Source organism: Anaerococcus sp. AH8042_DFU013_CI05, assembly GCF_047936775.1.
GTDB lineage: Bacteria > Bacillota > Clostridia > Tissierellales > Peptoniphilaceae > Anaerococcus.
In genome coordinates this window covers 443,033-464,305 of the sequence record NZ_CP175954.1, presented here as the reverse complement: position 1 = coordinate 464,305, position 21,273 = coordinate 443,033, and the positions used below count along the sequence as shown (strand labels likewise).

Annotated in this window: 21 protein-coding genes; 7 read left to right on the top strand and 14 right to left on the bottom strand. The window is 31.2% G+C overall.

The features are described from left to right. Nucleotides 1–7: 7 nt before the first annotated feature. From ACKRLN_RS02515 to ACKRLN_RS02490, 6 genes are read right to left on the bottom strand one after another with little or no spacing between them, the layout of a single operon-like run. Nucleotides 8–493 carry an ATPase gene (locus tag ACKRLN_RS02515; RefSeq protein WP_203127315.1) on the bottom strand — a complete coding sequence of 162 codons (486 nt, stop codon included), beginning with the start codon at nt 491–493 and terminating at the stop codon, nt 8–10. A 10-nt stretch (nt 494–503) separates the two neighbouring features. Then, a complete protein-coding gene (gene coaD, locus ACKRLN_RS02510) occupies nt 504–986 on the bottom strand; it encodes a pantetheine-phosphate adenylyltransferase (protein WP_416335175.1) in 483 nt (160 codons plus the stop codon). After that, entirely contained in the window at nt 983–1,525 is a 543-nt protein-coding gene (rsmD, locus tag ACKRLN_RS02505; RefSeq protein ID WP_416335174.1) for a 16S rRNA (guanine(966)-N(2))-methyltransferase RsmD, read from the bottom strand. Before rsmD ends, coaD begins: the two co-directional genes overlap by 4 nt. Further along, nucleotides 1,525–3,513, bottom strand: coding sequence for an ATP-dependent DNA helicase RecG (locus tag ACKRLN_RS02500; RefSeq protein WP_416335173.1), 1,989 nt, complete (start codon nt 3,511–3,513; stop codon nt 1,525–1,527). Before ACKRLN_RS02500 ends, rsmD begins: the two co-directional genes overlap by 1 nt. Next, nucleotides 3,513–5,087 carry a DAK2 domain-containing protein gene (locus ACKRLN_RS02495; RefSeq protein ID WP_416335172.1) on the bottom strand — a complete coding sequence of 525 codons (1,575 nt, stop codon included), beginning with the start codon at nt 5,085–5,087 and terminating at the stop codon, nt 3,513–3,515. The genes ACKRLN_RS02500 and ACKRLN_RS02495 overlap by 1 nt, the downstream gene beginning before the upstream one ends. Nucleotides 5,088–5,093: 6 nt before the next feature. Next, nucleotides 5,094–5,447, bottom strand: coding sequence for an Asp23/Gls24 family envelope stress response protein (locus ACKRLN_RS02490; RefSeq protein ID WP_203127310.1), 354 nt, complete (start codon nt 5,445–5,447; stop codon nt 5,094–5,096). Between the two features lie 264 nt (nt 5,448–5,711). On the opposite strand from ACKRLN_RS02490, the gene ACKRLN_RS02485 reads away from it, so the two are divergent. From ACKRLN_RS02485 to ACKRLN_RS02455, 7 genes are all read left to right on the top strand, one after another. Continuing rightward, complete coding sequence (locus tag ACKRLN_RS02485) at nt 5,712–6,638, top strand: (Fe-S)-binding protein (protein WP_416335171.1); 927 nt, start codon at nt 5,712–5,714, stop codon at nt 6,636–6,638. Between the two features lie 12 nt (nt 6,639–6,650). Beyond that, the gene (locus ACKRLN_RS02480; protein WP_416335170.1) at nt 6,651–7,823 is read left to right on the top strand and encodes a sulfurtransferase; all 1,173 of its coding nucleotides are present in this window, start codon (nt 6,651–6,653) and stop codon (nt 7,821–7,823) included. A gap of 76 nt (nt 7,824–7,899) precedes the next feature. After that, complete coding sequence (locus ACKRLN_RS02475) at nt 7,900–8,193, top strand: hypothetical protein (RefSeq protein ID WP_416335169.1); 294 nt, start codon at nt 7,900–7,902, stop codon at nt 8,191–8,193. Beyond that, entirely contained in the window at nt 8,177–9,007 is an 831-nt protein-coding gene (locus tag ACKRLN_RS02470) for a rhodanese-like domain-containing protein (protein WP_416335168.1), read from the top strand. The genes ACKRLN_RS02475 and ACKRLN_RS02470 overlap by 17 nt, the downstream gene beginning before the upstream one ends. A gap of 11 nt (nt 9,008–9,018) precedes the next feature. Beyond that, entirely contained in the window at nt 9,019–9,750 is a 732-nt protein-coding gene (locus tag ACKRLN_RS02465; RefSeq protein WP_416335167.1) for a TVP38/TMEM64 family protein, read from the top strand. Beyond that, entirely contained in the window at nt 9,725–10,396 is a 672-nt protein-coding gene (locus ACKRLN_RS02460) for a TVP38/TMEM64 family protein (RefSeq protein ID WP_416335166.1), read from the top strand. Before ACKRLN_RS02465 ends, ACKRLN_RS02460 begins: the two co-directional genes overlap by 26 nt. Next, nucleotides 10,368–11,021, top strand: a complete 654-nt coding sequence (locus ACKRLN_RS02455; protein ID WP_416335165.1) for a TIGR04283 family arsenosugar biosynthesis glycosyltransferase — start codon at nt 10,368–10,370, stop codon at nt 11,019–11,021. The genes ACKRLN_RS02460 and ACKRLN_RS02455 overlap by 29 nt, the downstream gene beginning before the upstream one ends. A gap of 27 nt (nt 11,022–11,048) precedes the next feature. Here the strand turns inward: ACKRLN_RS02455 and ACKRLN_RS02450 are convergent, their stop codons facing one another. From ACKRLN_RS02450 to nifJ, 8 genes are all read right to left on the bottom strand, one after another. Continuing rightward, nucleotides 11,049–11,870: a nucleoside hydrolase gene (locus tag ACKRLN_RS02450; protein WP_416335164.1), complete on the bottom strand. Its 822-nt coding sequence runs from the start codon at nt 11,868–11,870 to the stop codon at nt 11,049–11,051. Further along, nucleotides 11,855–12,790, bottom strand: a complete 936-nt coding sequence (locus ACKRLN_RS02445) for an ABC transporter ATP-binding protein (RefSeq protein ID WP_416335163.1) — start codon at nt 12,788–12,790, stop codon at nt 11,855–11,857. Before ACKRLN_RS02445 ends, ACKRLN_RS02450 begins: the two co-directional genes overlap by 16 nt. Then, a complete protein-coding gene (locus tag ACKRLN_RS02440) occupies nt 12,778–13,557 on the bottom strand; it encodes an ABC transporter permease (RefSeq protein ID WP_416335373.1) in 780 nt (259 codons plus the stop codon). Before ACKRLN_RS02440 ends, ACKRLN_RS02445 begins: the two co-directional genes overlap by 13 nt. Then, nucleotides 13,550–14,407 (bottom strand): ABC transporter permease subunit, encoded by an 858-nt coding sequence (locus ACKRLN_RS02435; RefSeq protein WP_416335162.1) that lies wholly within the window; start codon nt 14,405–14,407, stop codon nt 13,550–13,552. The genes ACKRLN_RS02440 and ACKRLN_RS02435 overlap by 8 nt, the downstream gene beginning before the upstream one ends. Continuing rightward, on the bottom strand, nt 14,383–15,681 hold the full coding sequence (locus ACKRLN_RS02430; RefSeq protein WP_416335161.1) for an ABC transporter substrate-binding protein: 1,299 nt from the start codon (nt 15,679–15,681) through the stop codon (nt 14,383–14,385). The genes ACKRLN_RS02435 and ACKRLN_RS02430 overlap by 25 nt, the downstream gene beginning before the upstream one ends. Then, a complete protein-coding gene (locus tag ACKRLN_RS02425; RefSeq protein WP_416335160.1) occupies nt 15,671–16,108 on the bottom strand; it encodes a C-GCAxxG-C-C family protein in 438 nt (145 codons plus the stop codon). The genes ACKRLN_RS02430 and ACKRLN_RS02425 overlap by 11 nt, the downstream gene beginning before the upstream one ends. Further along, a complete protein-coding gene (locus ACKRLN_RS02420) occupies nt 16,101–17,558 on the bottom strand; it encodes a TIGR04282 family arsenosugar biosynthesis glycosyltransferase (RefSeq protein ID WP_416335159.1) in 1,458 nt (485 codons plus the stop codon). Before ACKRLN_RS02420 ends, ACKRLN_RS02425 begins: the two co-directional genes overlap by 8 nt. 97 nt (nt 17,559–17,655) lie before the next feature. Beyond that, nucleotides 17,656–21,195 carry a pyruvate:ferredoxin (flavodoxin) oxidoreductase gene (gene nifJ, locus ACKRLN_RS02415; protein WP_416335158.1) on the bottom strand — a complete coding sequence of 1,180 codons (3,540 nt, stop codon included), beginning with the start codon at nt 21,193–21,195 and terminating at the stop codon, nt 17,656–17,658. Nucleotides 21,196–21,273 lie beyond the last annotated feature (78 nt).

The following is a 21,273-nucleotide window of genomic DNA, read 5'->3' as shown; positions in this document are numbered from 1 at the left end:
TTTTTTATTATCTAGATTCTAGAATAGATCTTCTATTTTTTTCTAATTGTTGAGCGAGAGTACTGAAGTTTTCAGATGAAGATGAGAATAGTTTATCAATATACTCATATGATTGTTGTCTAATTTTATTTGCTTCAGTTGCTGCTTCTTGTAAGATTCTGTCCGCTTCTGTTCTAGCTTGTAGAGTGATTTCGTGTTCAGAAATCATTTTTTGGTATTGAGTTTTAGCTTGTTCTTTGAAGTTTTGGATTTCTTTATCAGCATCTGCTAGTCTACGATCAGCTTCAGCATTAGCTTCACCAATAATTCTATCTTTTTCTTGATAAGTCCACTCAGCTTGTTTAATTTCTTGAGGTAGAGAATCTTTCATTTCATTTAATATTTCATAAATTTCGTCTGGATCCACTGATACTTTTCTAGAAAATGGAACAGCACTTGCTTCATCCATAACATCTTCCATTTCATTTATTAATTCTGTAATTGTACTTGCCATGTTTTCCTCCTTAATAATTGAATTTTTCTTTCATTTTACGTTCAACATCTGCGCTTACAAAGGAGGAAATGTCTCCTTCAAAGCTTGCAACTTCTTTTACCATGCTTGAGCTAATGTGCGAATAATCAGGATTGCTTAAAAGATAAACTGTTTCAAGTCCTTTAAAAAGTGCTTCATTTACCCTTGCAAGATTTCTTTCATATTCATAGTCAGCCATGCCCCTCAACCCTCTTGCAATTATGTGTGCATTTTCTTCTTTTGCAAAGTTTACCATCAGGCCATCAAATGTTTTTATAGTTACATTTTTAAGATTATGGTCTTCTACATCTGATTTTATCATTTCGATTCTTTCATCTAGGGTAAAAATCGGATTTTTATTACCATTTATCAAAAGTGCAACTACTACTTCATCAAACATTTGACTAAGTCTTTTTATAATGTCAAGATGCCCAAATGTTGGTGGGTCAAAGGTTCCGGGATATATTACTTTCATTTTATATAAATTTTAACTATTTTCCTTCCATAAGTTTTCTCTTTAATGAGATATAAATCATATGTATCAGAAAACTCAATGTTTCTATCTGATTCAGTTATTACTATACCATCGTCATTTAACAATTCATAATTTAAAATTAATTCGATAGATTGTGTGATATATTCTTCATCATAAGGCGGATCTAGGAAAATATAGTCAAATTTTATCCCCTTGTTTTTATAATTTTCCAAGGCCAATTTATACTCTAATTTAGTAAGTTCATAATTTGGATTATTAATTTTTTTTAAATTTTCATTTAGAGTTTTTAAACTTGACCTATCTATCTCATTAAAATAAATAAAATCCATACCCCTTGATAAAAATTCTATACCCATTTGCCCACTTCCTGCAAACAAATCTAGGGCATTACCATTTGTCTTCATTGGATAAAGCATATCAAAAATTGCTTCCTTGATTTTATTATCAGTAGGTCTAGTATTTTTATTTTTGGGTGCGGTTAGATTAAAACCCTTATATTTTCCTGCTACTACTCTCATTAGTTTAAAATTATCCTTTTATCCATTTCAAAAAATTTCTCTACATAAGAAAAATTTACTCCTCTAAAATTATTTGCTTTTAGATAATCAAATATTTTAAAGCCCTTATCAATCTCTTCACTTGCCATATTTAAAAACTCTATTTGGCTGATATTTCTACCGTGTTGGATGGATGATAAAATTTTACCATCACCACGTAGGTCAAAGTCTTTTTTTGCAATATCAAAGCCATTTTCGTTATTTACCAAGATATTTAATTTTGCCATATTATCAGCATGTTTACTTACTAAATAACAATATGAATCGTATTGGCCTCTACCAACCCTGCCTCGTAATTGGTGGAGAGATGAAAGTCCAAAGTGATTTGCATTATAAATTACCATTGTGTTAGCATTTGCGACATCTATTCCAACTTCAATTACTGTGGTTGAAATCAGAATATCTATACGCCCTTCAGCAAATTCTTTCAAAGTTTTATCCTTATCGGCGGCTTTCATATCCCCGTGAAGTTTTTTTACATTCCTCGTTTTAAATTGTTTTATATAACGTTTGTATAGCTTTTCTACACTATTTTTATCATCGGCATCGATATTATTTGAAACTACATAGACTTGTCGTCCTTCATCTAAATTTTTGTTTATCTCATAAAATAATGTTTCTTCCATTGCCTCAGTGATTACACTTGTAGTAATTGGTTTTCTGCCTTTTGGAAGTTCATTTATCATTGATAAATCTAAAATTTTAGATAATCTTAAGGAAATTGTTCTTGGGATTGGAGTTGCAGTCATGGTAAGGTAATTAACTTTTTCACCTTTTTTGCCCAAAGCCTGCCTTTGTCCAACACCAAATCTATGCTGCTCATCATTTACAACAAAACGTAAATCATTAAAAATTACATCTTCTTGAATAAGAGCATGTGTGCCAATTACAATATCAATTTCACCATTAGCAAGTTTTTCCTTAATCTCATCCTTATTTTTTTGAGATCCAGTTAGCAATCCTAAATGCAATCCAAATTTTCTGATTAAATCTAAATTTTTTTCGTATTGTTGGATAGCTAAGACCTCTGTTGGAACCATCATAGCAGCTTGATATCCATTTAAGGCAAATATAATCATTGCAATTATAGCAACAATTGTTTTTCCAGATCCTACATCACCAATTAATAACCTATTCATCAATTGATCTTTGCTTGCATCATTTAATATTTCTTTTAAAGAAATAAGCTGAGATCTAGTGAGTTTAAATTCTAATTTCCCTAATATATTATCCAAATCATATTTTAGATCTAAACTTTGTTTTCTTTGGAGATTTTGATTTATATAGTCAATATAGATAAGTTCTTTTACAAAATCTATAATTTTAATTTGTGACTTAGCAGCCATCAAATTTTCTTTTTCAGTAGGAAAATGAATTTGATTTAAATTATCCAGCTTAGTATTAAAGGAGATTTTATTCAAAGTACTAGTATCTAAAATCTCTTCATCCTTATCAAAGTTTTTAAGGCTTTCTTTAATAAATCCAGATAATTGCTTTTGATTTATCCCACTTGTAAGCGGATAGATTGCAATTATGTTGCCAATCTGCTCATCATCTAGTTCACAAAAAATTGGATTGACAGTCTCGTAAATCCCATTTTCTGATTTCACTTTACAATAAAATTTATAGTTATCTCCCACTTTTAATTTTTGATGTGAGAATCTATCATTAAACCATATGATTTTTATTTTTTGATTTGTCTCTTCTTCAAAGGCAAACAAGTAAGTTATAATCCCTACTCTGGTACGATTTTGATATGACCTACTTACTATTTTCCATTCAAAATATGATTTTTTATCTGGATTTGCCTTTAATATATTTGTTTTATGACTTCTATCCTCAAAACTAGTCGGATAGTAATTATACAAATCAGAAACCATGTAGATATTTAGTTTTCTTAGTGTATCTTTTTTCTTTTTTCCAATGCCTTTTAGATCAAGTAAGTCCATTATTCAAGTGTTATTGTGTAATAATAAATTGGTTGTCCACCATAAACTAGCTCTACATCGACATCTTTATTTTTCTTGCTGATTTTATTTACCAAGTCTTTGGCATCTTTTTTGTCTATTTCTTCTCCATAATATAGAGTAATAAGCGATAAATCTTCATTATCCTCTAATGCACTTGCAATAGTTTTTAATGCTGTATCAACAATTTTTGCATTTGATGTTACGATATTACCATCTAGTATTCCTAGATAATCATCTCTTGCAATTTCTATGCCATTGATTGAAGTATCACGGATAGATATAGAAATTTCAGCTACGTGCATTTCTTTGATAGCATCGTTCATATTTTCTACATTTGTTTCAATATCACTATCTTCGTCAAATTCTAGCATTGCAGCAAATGTTTCTGGTATAGATCTAGTTTCTACAACGACTGCATTTTTTTCTGTAATTTCAGCTGCCTGTTTAGCACTCATTATTATATTTTTATTATTTGGAAAAATAATAATGTTTTCAGCATTAACACGATCTAATGAATTAAAAATATCTTCTGTGGATGGGTTCATAGTTTGGCCACCAGAAATGATTTCGTCTACATTCATTGATTCTAAGATTGCATCATAGCCTTCACCGCGACTTACAGCTATAAAACCATACTTTTTAGCTTGACTTGACTTTTTGCTTGTAACTTTTTCTGCATTTGGTTTTAAATTTTTAAACTCAGCCTTTAAAATCTCTCCATCTACAGTTAACATTTGTAGTAACCCATATGGGTTATCAGTTTTTAAGCTTGCTTTTAATACTTTATCTTCAAAAGATTCTTCTATTTCATCGGCCATTGTTTCAAGATTCTTTAAAATAGTTTTATAAGACTCTTCTGTAGTGGCTATCTCAAAACTTAATTCATAAGGCAAATCTTTTTTTGCTGCTTGACTTTTGCTATGAATATCCTCGATTTTGATATCACTATTTAAAGCAGTAAATGCACCTTTAAGTAGAGTAATCAATCCTTGTCCACCAGAATCAACCACACCTGCTTCTTTTAATACTGGAAGTTGATTTGGTGTGTTATCTAATGCTCTTTGCCCTGCACTAATTATTTCAAATAGATACTCATCTAAGTTAATTTCTTCGCTATAGACTTCATTTGCTTTATCAGTCATCTTTTGACTAACTGTAAGGATTGTCCCCTCAGTTGGCTTCATTACAGCCTTATAAGCTGTTTGATTTGCTATTTGAAAAATTTCTTTTATATCAGAATTTTCGATAATATCTTTGTTCTTAATAGCTTTAGATAGTCCTCTTACAAGTTGAGATAGGATAACCCCGGAGTTCCCACGAGCTCCCATAAGGGTTCCTTGGGATAAAGCTTTTGCAATTTCATAGCAACTAGTACTATTTAATTGATTAACTTTATCAACCCCTGACTTCATAGTCATAGTCATATTTGTTCCAGTATCTCCATCTGGAACTGGAAAGACGTTTAATTGATTAACCATCTCTTTATTTTCATTTAATAATTCATAAGCTCCAATTATCATCTGGTGGAGTTTATTTGCATCAATTTCTCTCATATTCACCTACTGTCCTATTCCTTGCACCAAAATATTTACATCAGAAACTCTAACATTTAGAGATTTTTCGACTGTATATTTTACATTGTCAATTATATTTTGTGCTACTACTGAAATTCTTACCCCATACAGTATAAAAATTGAAATATTAATTGTAAGAGTTCCATCATCTCTTCTATGTATTTCTACACCTTTGCTCATATTTTCTAGTTTTAATAATTGATAAATATCATCTTTTGCTGATTGTGATGCAAGGCCGACTACACCATATGATTGCATTACTGTAGCTGCAACTATATTGCTGAGTACAGAATCATCTATAGTAACCTTGCCTAAATTATTTACGTATTTTATAGACATTGTATCCTCCATTATTTGGACCTATTATATCATATATATTTGTTATATTATACTATAAGCATTCTAGATTTGCTGTATATATATTGACAAAATAATCTTTTGTGTTAATATATAAACGGATATATGACAACATTTTCATAATTGCAAAGGCAATAAGTACACTATGAAGTTTGAATATATTTATAAGCTAAATTTAATATTTTAAGATAAGCCCTAGGCTTTAGTACACACTTAAAATATTTTATCATAAAGATTGGAAATAAAATGGATTATCTGAAAATAGTTAAGGACAATTGTATCAAGTGCGGGCTATGTACTGATAATTGTCCATTTTTGAGTAAATATAGTATAAACTTATTAGATTTTACTAAAAGAAAAGACTTAGCTTATTCATGCTTTTTATGCAATAAATGTAGTGATGTTTGTCCTAAAAATTTAAACGGCAAATATATTTCACTGGCATTTAGACAAAATACTCCAAAATATAAACTCGTAAAACTTACTAAAGAATCCTACCCCTTTAGAAACCTTCCAAAAAACAAAGGTAAATCAAGGGATCTTTTATATCTAGGTTGCAACTTTCCAGCATTTTATCCAGAAACTTCTAAGACTTTAATAGACTTATTTAAAGATAAGGGTTTTGATTTTTCTATCGACTGTTGCAAAAATCCAGTTAAAAGCTCAGGATACAAAGATACTCCTAGTAAGTTATTAGAGGATGAAATAAAAAATCTGGATATAGATAGGATTGTAACTGCATGTCCAAACTGCTACCATCAGATGAAAAATAAATACGATGCTCAAATAATTTCTATATTTGAATGGCTAGAAGAATATAATTATATAAAAGACATAGATCATGAATGCAATGTATTTTACCCATGTTCTGATAGATATAATAAAGAAATATTTGAAGTCATTAAAAGACACGCTCCAAAATGGCAAGATAAGTTTAAATCAACTAATTGCTGTGGTGCAGGAGGTCTAGCAAGTAAAAAGGAAAAAGAAATAGCAGATGGTATGGCTCAATCTATTAAAAATGATGAGATTTATACTTATTGTGCAACTTGTTCTATGCGATTTTCCAAATATAACAAGGTCCACCACTTTGTCTCAGTATTTTTAGGCATCGATGAAGAAGTAAATGCGGATTATTTAAAAAATGCACTTAAAGCGAAATTTTTTAAATAAACAGGAGAATAAATGAAAAAATTAAATATTAATCAAATCATAAAAAAACTTGGCCTTTCATTTTTTACTTTGTTTTTTGTTTTAAGTATTACAGCTTGTTCAAATCAAAATGCAAATGAAAATACTGCAGAAAATGAAAAAGTAAGCGAAGAAACATCAGACAGCAATGAAGTAGAAGAATCAAATGAAGAATCAAAAAATGATGAAAAAAAAGAAATTGCATCTGAAACTATCAAAGATTCTGATGACGGTGAAATACTTGATTGCTGTGGAAGGACAAAAAACAAGGATATTTTTGTTACAGCTGACTATGTAAAAGATGTAATTGATGGCAAAGAAGATGTTGGTGATTATGTAATAGCAGAAGTTACTTGGGGTGAAGCTGACGCCAGCGAGGATTATTTAAAAAATCATATCCCAGGAGCTATTCATATAAATACTGATACTATCGAAGAGGGCCCAGTTTGGAATTTAAAAAGCGATGATGAAATTGTAAAATCAATGCTAGATTACGGAATTGATAAAGATACAACAGTATTTTTATACGGTCCTGATTCTGGAGCACCAAGAGTAGCTCTAGCCTATCTGATAGAAGGTGTTGAAAACATAAAGCTAATTGATGGCGGCCTTAAAGTTTGGATGGACAAGGGTTATGAAACAGAAGATGGTGAAAATAAAGCAGTTGCCAAAGATGATTTTAAAGGTGAATATCCTGCCCACCCAGAATTTATAGTGAGCCTAGAAGAAGCTAAAAAAGACATTGAAGATGAAAATGATGATGTTCAATACATTTCTACTAGAAGCTATGAAGAATATGTCGGTGAAACCAGTGGATATTCTTATATTCCAAAAGCATGTGAACTGCCAGGTGCAATATACGGCCATGATGAAGCGGACTATAAAAATCCAGATGGAACATATATCATCTACACAGATATGATAAAAATGTTAGAGGCTGAAGGTGTAGACACCAGCAAAGAAATGGTATTTTACTGCGGAACTGGTTGGAGAGCTGCCCTGCCAATCCTAAAATTCTACGAAAAAGGAATTCAAACAAAATTATTTGATGGCGGATGGAATGAATGGCAAATGCACGATGAACTTCCAGCCCAACTAGGTGATCCAAAAGATGGTGCAGAAATAAAAAAAGTTGGCGAATTATCAAATGATAAAGCCACAGAATAAAAATATTATACTTTCGATCTTTCAATTTATTTTCTTATTAGGCATTTTTTTAATCCAATACTTTTCAAGAAAAAAAATGGGAGTTCAAAGAACATTAGTTTACTATAATTACAATTTAGAAAATAATTATAATATTAAAATCATAATAATACTTATTAGCTTGGGATTATTGATTTATTTAATCTATAACTTTTATAAATACAAAACATTAAGAGTTATTAATTTATTGTCTACAATTGCAATATTAATCTTAATGACCATTAATATTAATAAATTTAAACTTATTAAATATGCAATATCATTTTTATTGCTATTGATAAATATTTTAGAATTTAACAAAATAGGAGAAAAATATGAAAAACACAAATAAACTACTTACACTTATGCTAATTGGTACTTTTGTCCTAACAGCTTGTGGAAATAACACATCTACAGCACCAGAAGAAACAAAAACTGAAGATACTACTTCTACAGAAACTACAAGTGAAGATAATAACAAATCAGAAACATCTACAACAGATGAAGCAACCACTGATGATACTGCTAAAGATAATTCCGAAACTGAAGTTAAAACAATTACAGGTGAAGAACTAGATAAAATCCAAGAAGATAACGACGAAAAGGAAAAATATCTAGTAATTGATACAAGAAAAGCTGATGCTTACAAAGAAGGACACGTAAAACACGCTATCACACTTCCAGCTGATGAATTAGCTGAAAGAATTGATGAACTAGCTGATTCTAAAGACAAAAATGTTGTTGTTTACGGTGAAACTACTGGAAAAGCAGAAGAAGCTTATAAGACTTTAGTAGATAATGGATTTACAAATGTAAAATCTGCTGGAGCATACAGGGACTTTGATTACACCACAAAAACAAAAGTAACATCAGTATCAGGACCAGAATTTATAGAACTTGCAAAAACAGGCGATTACACAATCGTAGATGTTAGAGATGAGAAAGACTACAATAAAGGTCACTTAGCAGGAGCAATCAATGTTCCAGTTGATCAAACTGAAGAATTAATCAAAACATTACCAACTGATAAACCATTCTTAACACATTGCTACTCAGGAAACAGATCATTTAAAGTAGCTGATATGTTAGCAAATGAAGGACATGAAGTAATAAACGCTCTTGATGGTACTAAAGAATACGACGGATACGATCTATCTGAAAATTAAGGTAATAAAATATGACACAGAGACACACAGATAAGACAAATCCACAAGAAGAACGATTAAAAAATTCTTCTAAACTTGCTATTTTGGTGCCCCTATTAGTTTTATTACTAGCTTACTTCATAATTCCATCATTTAGAAATGGAATTAATAACGCTTTGAAAGCTATCAGTACTGGTGGACTAAGTGGTGTTATTGAATACATCCGTGGTTATGGTGCAAAAGCAGCTGTAGTTTCTTTTTTATTAATGGTTTTACAATCTGTTATAGCACCTATCCCTGCAGTTTTGATAACACTAGCCAATGCAGCTATCTTTGGTTGGGTTAAGGGAGCTATACTTTCATGGTCTTCAGCTATGGTTGGAGCCGCACTATGCTTTTTTATAGCAAGATCACTAGGCCGTGATGCAGTTATCAAACTTTCTAGTAAAGGTGCTTTAGAAAATATCGAAGATTTCTTTGCAAGATATGGTAAACACACTATTCTTTTAGCAAGACTTTTACCATTTATATCTTTTGATATTGTAAGCTATGCTGCAGGACTTACATCAATGGGTTTCTGGGGCTTTTTCCTAGCTACAGGACTTGGACAATTACCAGCAACTATTGTGTATTCCTACACAGGTGGAGAGCTTGATGGCGGAGCTCGTGGAATATTTATGTTTGTAATAATCATATCTGTCCTTGCTGTTCTCGTAGCTTTCATAAGAAAAAGATATAATGAAAAACACAAAACGAATTTATAATGTTATTAAAGCTATCCTTGTGATAGCTTTAATAGTTTGGGTAAACAAATCAATTAATATAGACATATTACAAGCAAAAATAGAATCTTATGGAGCTTTAGCACCTATAATATATATAATCGCATTTACAATACTACCTGTCTTTTTATTCCCGACCCTTAGTATTGTAATAGTAGGTGGAACATTGTTTGGATTTTTAAACGGACTAATATATACAACAATTGGGGTTGCTACAAATACAACACTGATGTATTTAATCTCACACAAATATGCTAAGGATAAAGTTTATAATATCTTAAAAGATAAATTACCTGATCAATATTTAGATTTAATTTATACTAAAGATCAGAAAAAACTTATAACTACTTTTATTATATTTAGACTAGTACCTGCGGTTCCTTATATTTTTGAAAACTATCTTGCAGGCTTAACTGAAATAAAATTTGTACCATTTTTACTTACTACTATCATCTCAGTTATTCCAGGAACTTTGGTTTATTTAAATGTAGGGACAGCTATAACAGATGTGGGTAGTAAAGAATTTATAATTTCAATAGTAATTCTTGTGGCATTTACAGTATTGACCCTCCTTGCTAAAAAAATATATGATAAAAAACATGGTAACAATAATAATTCCAACTTATAATGAAGTAGAAAATGTAAAAAAAATTGAAAAACAATTAGATAAAATAAATGGAGATATCGAGGTAATATTTACTGATGGTTTTAGTAGTGATGGAACTTACGACCTAATCACATATCCTAAAATAAGAGAAACAAAGTATAGATCAAATCAGATGAATGCAGCAAGTAAGTATGCCAAGGGTGATTACTTATTTTTCCTCCACTGTGATAGCTATATAGGTTCTGATTGTATAAAAGTAATAGAAAAATCCAATCTTGATGCAGGTTGTTTTACCTTAAAATTTCATCCAACAAATCCTAGCCTAGATTTTATAGAATTTTTCTCAAATCTAAGGGTAAAGAGAAAACATATTGCTTTTGGTGACCAAGGCATATTTATAAAAAGAGAAATTTTCGAAAAAATCGGAGGATATAAGGCAATTCCTTTAATGGAAGATTATCAATTATCTATGGATATTAAAGACCATGGTTATAAGTTAAAGCAAGTAGACTACCCTATATATACTTCTTCAAGAAGATTAAAAAATCATCCCCTAAGGACTGGATTTATGATGAAAATTTTGCAAAAAATGTATAGGAAAGGTTATGATATAGAAAAAATAGCTAAACTTTATAAAAAAATATAAAAAAGACGAGGATCATTCCCCGTCTTTTTAATTATTGTTTTCAATTATTGATACTATATACTTCATAGCATTTATATTTTCTTTTATTTCTGGTAAATTTACTTTTTTATCATTTCCTTCCACCAGGTATCCATTTAGTAAATGTTCATCTAATGATATATCTTTTTTATAGTCAGTGAAGTATTCTGGATTTGTTATATAAAGTGCAGCCAGTGCATCCCAAACAACTAATTTGCTTTCTCCAAACTCATCCATAAATTCTTCACTAACCCTATTTAGAGATGGTTTCAAATAATTCATAAACTCACTTTTATAAACCGCATTAACTGGCACTTGATATTTGTGCTTCATACAATTATTGCCAGTAATGACATCAATATTATCAAATCTTTTTAATGCATATATAGTGGATAGATAGTCTATACTTAGGTTTAGCTCACGCATAATTTTTTTGTTAAATCTAAGCTCAGCTGTAATCCCACCCATGGCTACAAAAGATTTTACTCTTTTAGGATCCATTCCTAAAGCTAGAGCCTTTTGACTATTGCTTGTTGCTCCTAAAGATAAAATGATGATATCATCATTTTCTTCAACTTCCTTTTTTATAGCTTCTGCCGCATCATGGATGTAAAGGCCGCCCTTTACAAGTGGTATGTCAATATTTAAATCATCTAGCATTTTTTTTGTAGCATTGTAAGTTACATCCTCATTATTATTACCAAAAGTTGTTGTAATAAGCCTCACATCTATATCAGGATGGGCTATCAAATAAAGAATTGCAAAAGCATCATCTAAGTCACATCCCTTTACATCTACAGTACAATCTGTATCTATTATAACTTTTTCCATTTCTCCTCCAATTCTATCACTCGTTTTATATTTATCCCTATCTTATCACCTAAAAAATATTCTTTAGGGCTATCTACTGACAAAGTATATGGACCATCCAATTTATAAGAAAAATAATCTCCCCTATAAGTTTTTTCTATAACACTGTAATCATCACCGTCTATTATATCAATATCAGATTTTTTGATAAGTTTGTTACCTATTATATTATCCTTAAATATGAAACTTGCCGTAGTTTTATTACCTGGATTTTGATAAATATTTTTGGGCCTATCATAGGCTATAAATTTCCCATCAGCAAGGATTGCAAGTTTATCTGCTACTTCTACTGCTTCATTTAGGTCATGGCTTACAAATATAGTTGGGATATTCTGATCCTTTATGATTTTAAAAGTTTCGCTTCTCAGTATCTCTCTTAAAGTTGGATCAAGTGCAGTAAATGGCTCATCTAGTAAAAGCATTTTTGGTTTTACAATCAAGCTACGAGCTAGGGCAATTCTTTGTTTTTCTCCCCCTGATAATTGAGATGGGTACTTATCTTTATGCTCTATTAGTCCAACCAAATTTAGATATTTTTCCACTTCTTTTGTTATAAAGTCTTTATCTTTGCCCTCCATTTTTAGGCCAAAACCAATATTATCAAAAATTGTCATATGAGGGAAAAGTTCATCATCTTGGAACATAAGGATAAATTTACGTTCCTTCATAGATAAGTTTGTGATTTCTTTTTCATTTAAATATATTTTCCCAGAAAATTCTTCTATAATTCCAGAGAGAATTTTTAATAAAGTGCTTTTTCCCGATCCACTATTGCCAACAATAGATAAAACTTGACCAGATTCTAAATCAAAGCTTATATTATCAAGTATTTTTTCATTATTATATGACTTGCTTATATTCTTTGCCCTTATAAGGCCCATTTTTTCCTCCTAAATACTATTTTAAAAATCACTTCTATGATTAATATAAAAATTATATTAATAATTAAAAATACTATGCTCACTGCTGAATAAATTGCCCTATCTCTAGCTACAAAAAATGGAAAAGCTACAGTCATAAAACTTTCTACAAGGCCAGATCCTAATACTAGGGTTAGATAGTATTCGCTAATCGAAAAAATGAATCCCATAATAAAGGCTGTCTTTATAAAAGGCGCTAGGATTGGAAAAACTATTTCTTTTTTAATTTCTTTATCTCCAGCCCCTAACATTTTTCCAGCATAAATGAGATTATCAGATAGAAAACTATACCCAGCTTTTAGTATCCTAACTGCATAAGGAATAATGTAAATGCTTTGAGCAATTATAATAAGTATTTTTGAGCCAGTAACTCCAATAGATTTAAAAAATAATTGCAAACCGAGGCCTATACTAGTAGCACCTATTAAAAAAGGTAGAAAAACTATAAAACTTATTAGCCTATATCCCTTAGACTTATAATAAATTTTTTTAGTAATTGCAATGGACAGTAAAACTGAAAAAGTACTAGAACTTAAGCCAATTATTAATGAATTTAGTATTCCTTTGATAAATTTCCTATCTCTATATAAGTACAAATAGGATCGTAAAGAATAATTAGCAGATACTAAGTTGGGCCAAGGATAATTTTGTCTAAAGCTAGTAAATAACAAATCTATTCCCGCAAATATTAATATAATTATATAAATATATAATACTATCTTAGACATTTTCTTCATAAATTTCATCCTTTATGATATACACAATTACTAATGATAAGAGACCTAGAATGATTAAAAATATATTTATAACTAAGGCCTTAGGCTTATAGGCAAAGCTATTTTTAGTAAATTCGATATAAGATTTTGCAGCAAGAGTTCTTGGACTAATGGGACCTATCAAAAGTGGAACTTCATAAGAACTTATAGCGAAATTAAAAAGTATTAGAAAAGTTTCTATCATTTGCCTTTTTATAAAAGGGAAAATTATAAAATAGTATTGTTGAATATCATTTGCCCCTAAATTTTTAGCAGCAAGTAGCTGATTTGAACTAATATTTCGATAGATTTCTAAAAAAACCATGCCTGCATAAGCCCCACCCTTTAAGGCATAGCTTAAAATTATCCCAAAAGCATTTTTGTTATAAAATAATTGAATAAATGAACTTGAATCATCTATTAAATTTAGCTTATAAAATACTCTGGAAATCACCCCCGTTTGGGAAAATAAATTTACAAACAAAATTGCAACTATAATATGTGGCACAATCACGGGTAGTTTTAAATAAATATCAAATATTTTATTGGTAAATATGCCATAAGAAAGAAATATACCCAGCAATACTGCTAAAATACTTGAAATAATAGAAATTTTTAAAGAAAAAATAAGGCTTGATATAAAAGTCTTATCTTTAAGAACTTCTTTATAAAAGTCAAAGGTAAAACTATCAAGCCCTACTTCTTTAAAAAGTCCAAAACTTATTAACATTGACTTACTAAAGCCAATCAAGATTAATAATAATATTAGTATTAATCCTGAATAGCTAAGTAAGTTTTTTAGTTTAGTACTTCTTCTTCCCATATTTCTTCAATCAAAGGCACAAGATTTGCTGGCATTTCTGGAATTCTATGTTCTTCTAATTCTTTTGTAGATAAAGTGTATTTACCGCTTGGAATTTCATCATATAATTTCTTTTGCTCATCAGTTAATTTATCGTAATCTATTATAGGAAGATCTCCTAAAGTTTCAGGATCAGCTTTTGAAATTTGAGCTTCTGGGGATAATATTAAGTTTATAAGAACCGTTGAAGCATCTTTGTTTGAAGATCCTTTGCTTATTGCTAAGAAGTGTGTATTTGCGATTGTCCCCTTATCAAATACTGCTGTCCTTACATTTTCATTAAATTGTCCATCAGCTACACCAGTTGATGCGGCATTTGGATTATAGCTCATAGCCATTATTAATTCACCATCTGCAAACATATTTACTAGAGTTGGGTTATCTGCTGGATAAGATTGACCTTCATTCCATAAATATGGTTTTAATTCATTTAAATAATCAATTGTTGGTTTTAGCATTTCTTTAAGCTCATCTTTAGTTAGATCCTTATCCATAAATTCTTCATAACCTTGGATATCAGAAATAATATTTCTAATAAAAGCTGAACCTGTAAAATCTGGCAAAGAAGCATAAGTTATTTTTCTAGGGTTTGCTTTGGCAAGTTCTAATAATTCTTCAGCGTTTTTAGGTGGATTATCAATTTTTGAGCTGTCATACATAAATACAAATTGAGCTCCACCATATGGTGCTTCCATATTTTCTACTGGTTCACCAAAATCGTATTTTATTCCTTCATCATCTTGGTCTACATAATCATTAAAATTTGGAAGTACCTGTGTTATTGGACCAAAAAGCAAACCATTACTCTTTGCATTTTCAAAGTTTTCACCATTTATCCAAACCACATCTACATCACCTTCTTCAGAATCTTTCTCTGCTAGCATAAGATTTAATATTTCATCAATATCCATGCCTACACGATTTACTTCGATGTTATAATCTTCTTTCATCTTTGGAATTATATAATCATCTAACCATTGATTACGCTTATCATCCCCACCCCATCCATATAAATTTACAGATGTTCCTTCCGCTTTTTTAGCTATTTCGTCATAATTTACTTCACTTATTACATCACTTGTTTCAGAAGTTTCTTTAATTTCTTCATTTTCCTCTGATTGGCTTGTTTCTACTGGTGCTTTTTCTTCTACTGCCTTCTCATTAGCATTGTTAGCACAACCGGTTAATATCCCTAAGCACAGGAGACTTGTAATAAATAAATTTTTAATTTTCATCATTTCCCCTCATTATTTCTTCTGTAATCTCAATTGCATTTGTAATGCATTTGCCACATATCTTTGATAACAAATCATTTTCTACTGCATAATTAAATCCATCATCTGTATTTACATCTACTTTTAAAAGATTGGAACATTTTGTATGGCCCATTCTTTTTTCAAATTCTTTATCAAGTTTATAAATCATCTTAGCCAATTCAATCTTTTTATAAGGATCTGTAGACCCATATTTAAGACCTAATGCCATATATGATGCAGTCAAAGCACCACAAATATCGGATTTATACATTCCCATTTCAAAAGGTGTAGAAATTTTTACTGCAGTATCTTCATCCATTCCCAAATCTTCAGCAAAATAAGCAAATACTGTTTGTGAACAGTTATAGCCCTTTTCCATAAAATTTTCTAATTTTTTATTATCCATTATAGCTCCTATAAAACTTCTCTAACATATCTAAAAATTCAATACTTAAAAACTTATTTATTTTTATAAGTGTATCTTTATTAGATAAAAATCTATCTTGTTCGTATTCTACCTTTGCCATAGAACACCATGTCACTCCCCTTAGTGAGTTAAACATTAAGTACTTATAAAACTTATCATAATCTACTTCTCGATACTTCTCATAAATCTTTAAAAAAGATAGCATTTTTTCTTCAGATAAAATTGTATCAGTTTTCCAATTTGTAGTAGTAGGCACTAAAAAGTGAGCTAAATCTTGTTCGCACTCACCAATAATTGGTTTTTCCCAATCAATTATCACTGATTTTTCACCAATTATAAAATTACGATTGTTTAATTCAGTATTTATAATGCATGGATTTTCTATTTCAGAATCTAAACCTGAATCTCTAGCTATTTTCAAAAATTTCAAAATTTTTGACTCGACAATTGGATCTTTGTGGATATAGTTTTGATAATGGAAAAACATGGTCTGAAATTCCTCATACATGCTAAGAAAAGGTTTTTTAGCCCAGATAAACTTATTGAAGTCTACTTTCAAATTATGGACTGTGCTTAATAATTTTGCTGCAATATCCATATCTGTATCATAATTAAGAGGTCTACCCTCGACATATTCCATAGTCATAAACGATTTATTAAGGTATTTGCCATTTTTATAATAATCATAGATCTTAGGAGTAACGTTAGATTTTCCTAAAGTTTTTAAAGCATCAAATTCATACTTTAATTGATTTTCACCTAAACCCATCTGGGATGCAAGATTTATTCTAATTACCATATCATTAAGTTTATAATTTAAATTGTATTCACCATTACCAAGCTCTGTAATGTTTTCATCATCAAACTCAGCAATTATCAAATCTTTTATGGTATCTATATCGCGAATTGGATTAAGTAAAAAATATGATTTATCAAGGTCTTCTATTTTCTTGATAGTATCGTCCAATACATTGGGGGTTGAGTATTTTATATCAGAAAATATATCCAGTTTTTCTTTCATAGCTATCAGGCCATATCCCCCATCAATACTTGGTGCAATTACTACATCAAACTTATCTAGTTTTTCGAAAGCATTTTCAATTTGTATCTCTGTAAGATTTTCTAAGTCTGATCCTATTAAAAGAACTTTCTTGTAGTTATCTAACTGATCAAAAATAGCATTTCGCATTTTTTCCCCTAAATCTTTTCCATATTGGGAAATTTTTTGACCTTCTATAAAGTCTAAATCTGATTCAGTTCCACTAAAATATATCACTGATTCTATTGATTGTTGATTTAGAAGTTTATAGTTTTTCTTTATAAGTTTTCTCATCAGATCAAGTCTTTCTTTCTCAGACAGGAAATCTTTTAGTCTTGTTTTACTATTGGTTAGATTGGGTGCTTTTGTAAATAAAATTGCTCTATTCATTTTAGCTTCCATTATAATTTTGTTAAAAAATTTATTAATTATTTTAAAAAAAATGCCATATTTTCATATGGCATTTTTTGCTAATTAATTTTTAACCTTATTTACCAGCAAGTCTCTTATATGTTTCGTATCTATCGTTAGCTGCTTTTTCTGCTTCAGCATATAATTCGTCTGCTGTTTCAGGGAATGATCTCTTAAGTGATGAGTATCTTACTTCCCCTTGAAGGAATTCTTGGAATGATTCGCTTGGTTCTTTAGAGTCTAATTGGAATGGATTTTTGCCCTCTTCTGCAAGTCTTGGGTCAAATCTCCATAAGTGCCAGTAACCAGCTTGAACAGCTTGTTTTTCTCTAAATTGTGATTTACCCATACCAATTCTAATTCCGTGGTTGATACATGGTGCGTAAGCGATGATTAATGATGGTCCATCGTAAGCTTCAGCTTCTTTGATAGCTTTGATTGTTTGGTTTTGGTTAGCTCCCATAGCTACTTGTGCTACGTAGATGTAACCATATGAAGTCATCATTAAACCAAGGTCTTTTTTACGTACTTTTTTACCAGATGCAGCGAATTGTGCTACTGCTGATAATGGTGTAGATTTAGATGATTGTCCACCTGTGTTTGAGTAAACTTCTGTATCGAATACAAGAATGTTGATGTTTTCACCACTTGCTAATACGTGGTCTACACCACCAAATCCGATATCGTAGCTCCATCCGTCACCACCGAAGATCCATAATGATTTTTTAATCATGTAGTCTTTTAGGTTGTAAATATCTTCTAGAAGAGCTTTACCTTCTTCACTGTCAACTGTTTCGTTTTCAAGTGTAAGAATTTTAGCTGTTGCTTCTTTAGATGAGTTTACATCTTCTTTACCTTCTAACCACATTTTAAATGCTTCATTAAGTGGTGTATCAAGGTTTAAGTCTAAGAATGAATTCATTCTTGTTTCAAGAAGTAATTTATTTGATTCTGCAGCTAATTTGATACCATATCCGTATTCAGCAGCATCTTCGAATAATGAGTTACCCCAAGCTGGACCTTTACCTGATTCTTGGTTAATTGTGTATGACATAGCTGGTGCACTTGCTCCCCAGATTGATGAACAACCTGTTGCGTTTGCAACGTACATTCTGTCACCGAATAATTGTGTAACAAGTTTAGCATATGGAGTTTCACCACAACCTGCACAAGCTCCTGAGAATTGAAGTAATGGTTGTTTGAATTGGCTTCCTTTAAGTGTTTTATCATCCATAACATCTTCTTTGTAGCCAACTTCTTCGTGAGCGTATTCCCAGTTTTCTTTTTGACTTTCTACTTGTTCATCGAATGGTTTCATTAGAAGAGCTTTTTCTGGAGCTGGACAGATATCAGCACAGTTTCCACAACCTGTACAGTCTAGTGGAGAAACTTGAATTCTGAATTCGTATTGTTCCATTCCTTTTCCGATAGCTTGTTTTGTTTCGAAACCTTCAGGTGCATTTGCTTTTTCATCTTCTGTTACTAGGAATGGTCTAATTACAGCGTGAGGACATACAAATGAACATTGGTTACATTGGATACAATTTTCCATTTGCCATTCTGGAACATTTAGAGCAATACCACGTTTTTCAACTTCTGTTGTACCAGATGGGAATTCACCATTTTCAATATTAAGATCTACGAAAGCAGATACTGGAATGTCATCTTCTTTTTGTTCAATCATTGGTCTTAAGATGTTTTTAACGAATTCTGACATTTCTGCTTGTTCAGCTTTTTCTTCTTCAGTAGCGTTTGCCCATTCAGCTGGAACTTCTACTTTTTTAGCTGCTTCTAGACCTGCATCTACTGCTGAATAGTTCATGTTTACAATGTCATCACCTTTGTGACCGTAAGCTTTAACTATAGAATCTTTTAAGTATCCAACAGCTTCTTCAATTGGAAGTACTTGAGATAAGTTAAAGAATGCAGCTTGCATAATCATATTTGTTCTTGAACCTAGTCCAATTTCTTGAGCAATGTGGCTTGCATCAATGATGTAGAAGTTAATATTGTGTTCAGCAAGGTATCTTTTTACATTTGCTGGAAGGTGTTCGTCTAAATCTTCTTCACTCCAAGTTGTGTTAAGAAGGAATGTACCACCATCTTTAAGTCCTTTTAATACATCATATTGGTGTAGGTAAGCTTGTTTTGAAAGTGACATAAAGTCAGCTTCGTCAAGTAGGTATGTTGATTTGATTGGTTCTTTACCAAATCTTAAGTGAGATACTGTTAAACCACCTGATTTTTTAGAGTCATAGTCAAAGTATCCTTGAGCAAACATGTCTGTGTTATCACCGATGATTTTGATAGCTTGTTTGTTAGCACCAACAGTACCATCAGATCCGAATCCCCAGAATTTACATCTTGTTGTGCCTTCGTGACGTACTTTGAAGTCTTCTCTTTCTAAAGATGTGTTTGTAACATCATCTGTGATTGAAAGTGTGAAGTTATCTTTTGTATCTTCTTTTCTAAGGTTGTCATAAACAGCCTTGATATCTCCAGGAACTGTATCTTTACTTGAAAGTCCGTAGATACCACCATAGATAACTGGTGCGTTTTCTACTCCGTAGAATGCTGATTTAACATCTAGGTATAAAGGTTGTCCTTCAGCTCCGTGTTCTTTTGTTCTATCAAGAACTGCGATTTTCTTAACTGTGTTTGGAACAACTTTTAATAAGTGTTCTTTAGAGAATGGTCTGTAAAGGTGAACTTCTACTAAACCAATTTTGTAACCGTCTTTTACTAATTCATCAATTGTTTCACGAATTGTTTGGTTTACAGAACCCATAGCTACGATAACTTCTTTAGCATCTTCTTGACCGTAGTAGTTGAATAGACCGTAGTTTGTACCGATTAATTCGTTAATTTGGTTCATGTAATCTTCTACAATACCCACGATTTCTGTGTAAGCATTGTTTCTTGAAACTGTTCTTTGGAAGAAGATATTCTTCTCAGCTGTACCCATGTGTTTTGGTCTTTCTGGGTTAAGTGAGTTATTTTTGAAATTATCAACTGCTTCGAAATCTACAAGGTTTTCTAATGTTTCGTAATCCCAAACATTAATTTTTTGGATTTCGTGGCTTGTTCTAAATCCGTCAAAGAAGTTAACAAATGGTACTCTACCTTTAATAGCTGATAAGTGAGATACTGGTGATAAGTCCATAACTTCTTGTACAGAGTTTGAGCAAAGCATAGCTACACCTGTTTGTCTAGCTGCATATATATCTGAATGGTCTCCGTAGATTGAAAGTGCGTGTGTAGCAACAGTTCTAGCTGCAACGTGGAATACACCTGGTAATCTTTCTCCAGCAACTTTATACATGTTAGGTATCATTAATAATAAACCTTGACTTGCTGTGTATGTAGTAGTTAGTGCTCCTGCTGCAAGTGAACCGTGAAATGCTGCTGCTGCTCCTGCCTCAGATTGCATTTCTTTAACCATAACTTCTCTATCGAAAACATTTTTACGTCCATTTGATGACCATACATCAATAGATTCTGGCATTGGTGAAGATGGTGTGATTGGGTAAATGGTTGCAACGTCAGTAAATGCGTATGATACGTGAGCTGCAGCGGTATTACCGTCCATAGTCTTCATTGCTCTAGTAATTGTCATTTAGACCTCCTAAAATAATTAATAAGCAATTATCGTTAACACTAATTTAAGTATAGATAAGATGAAAGCGAATGTCAA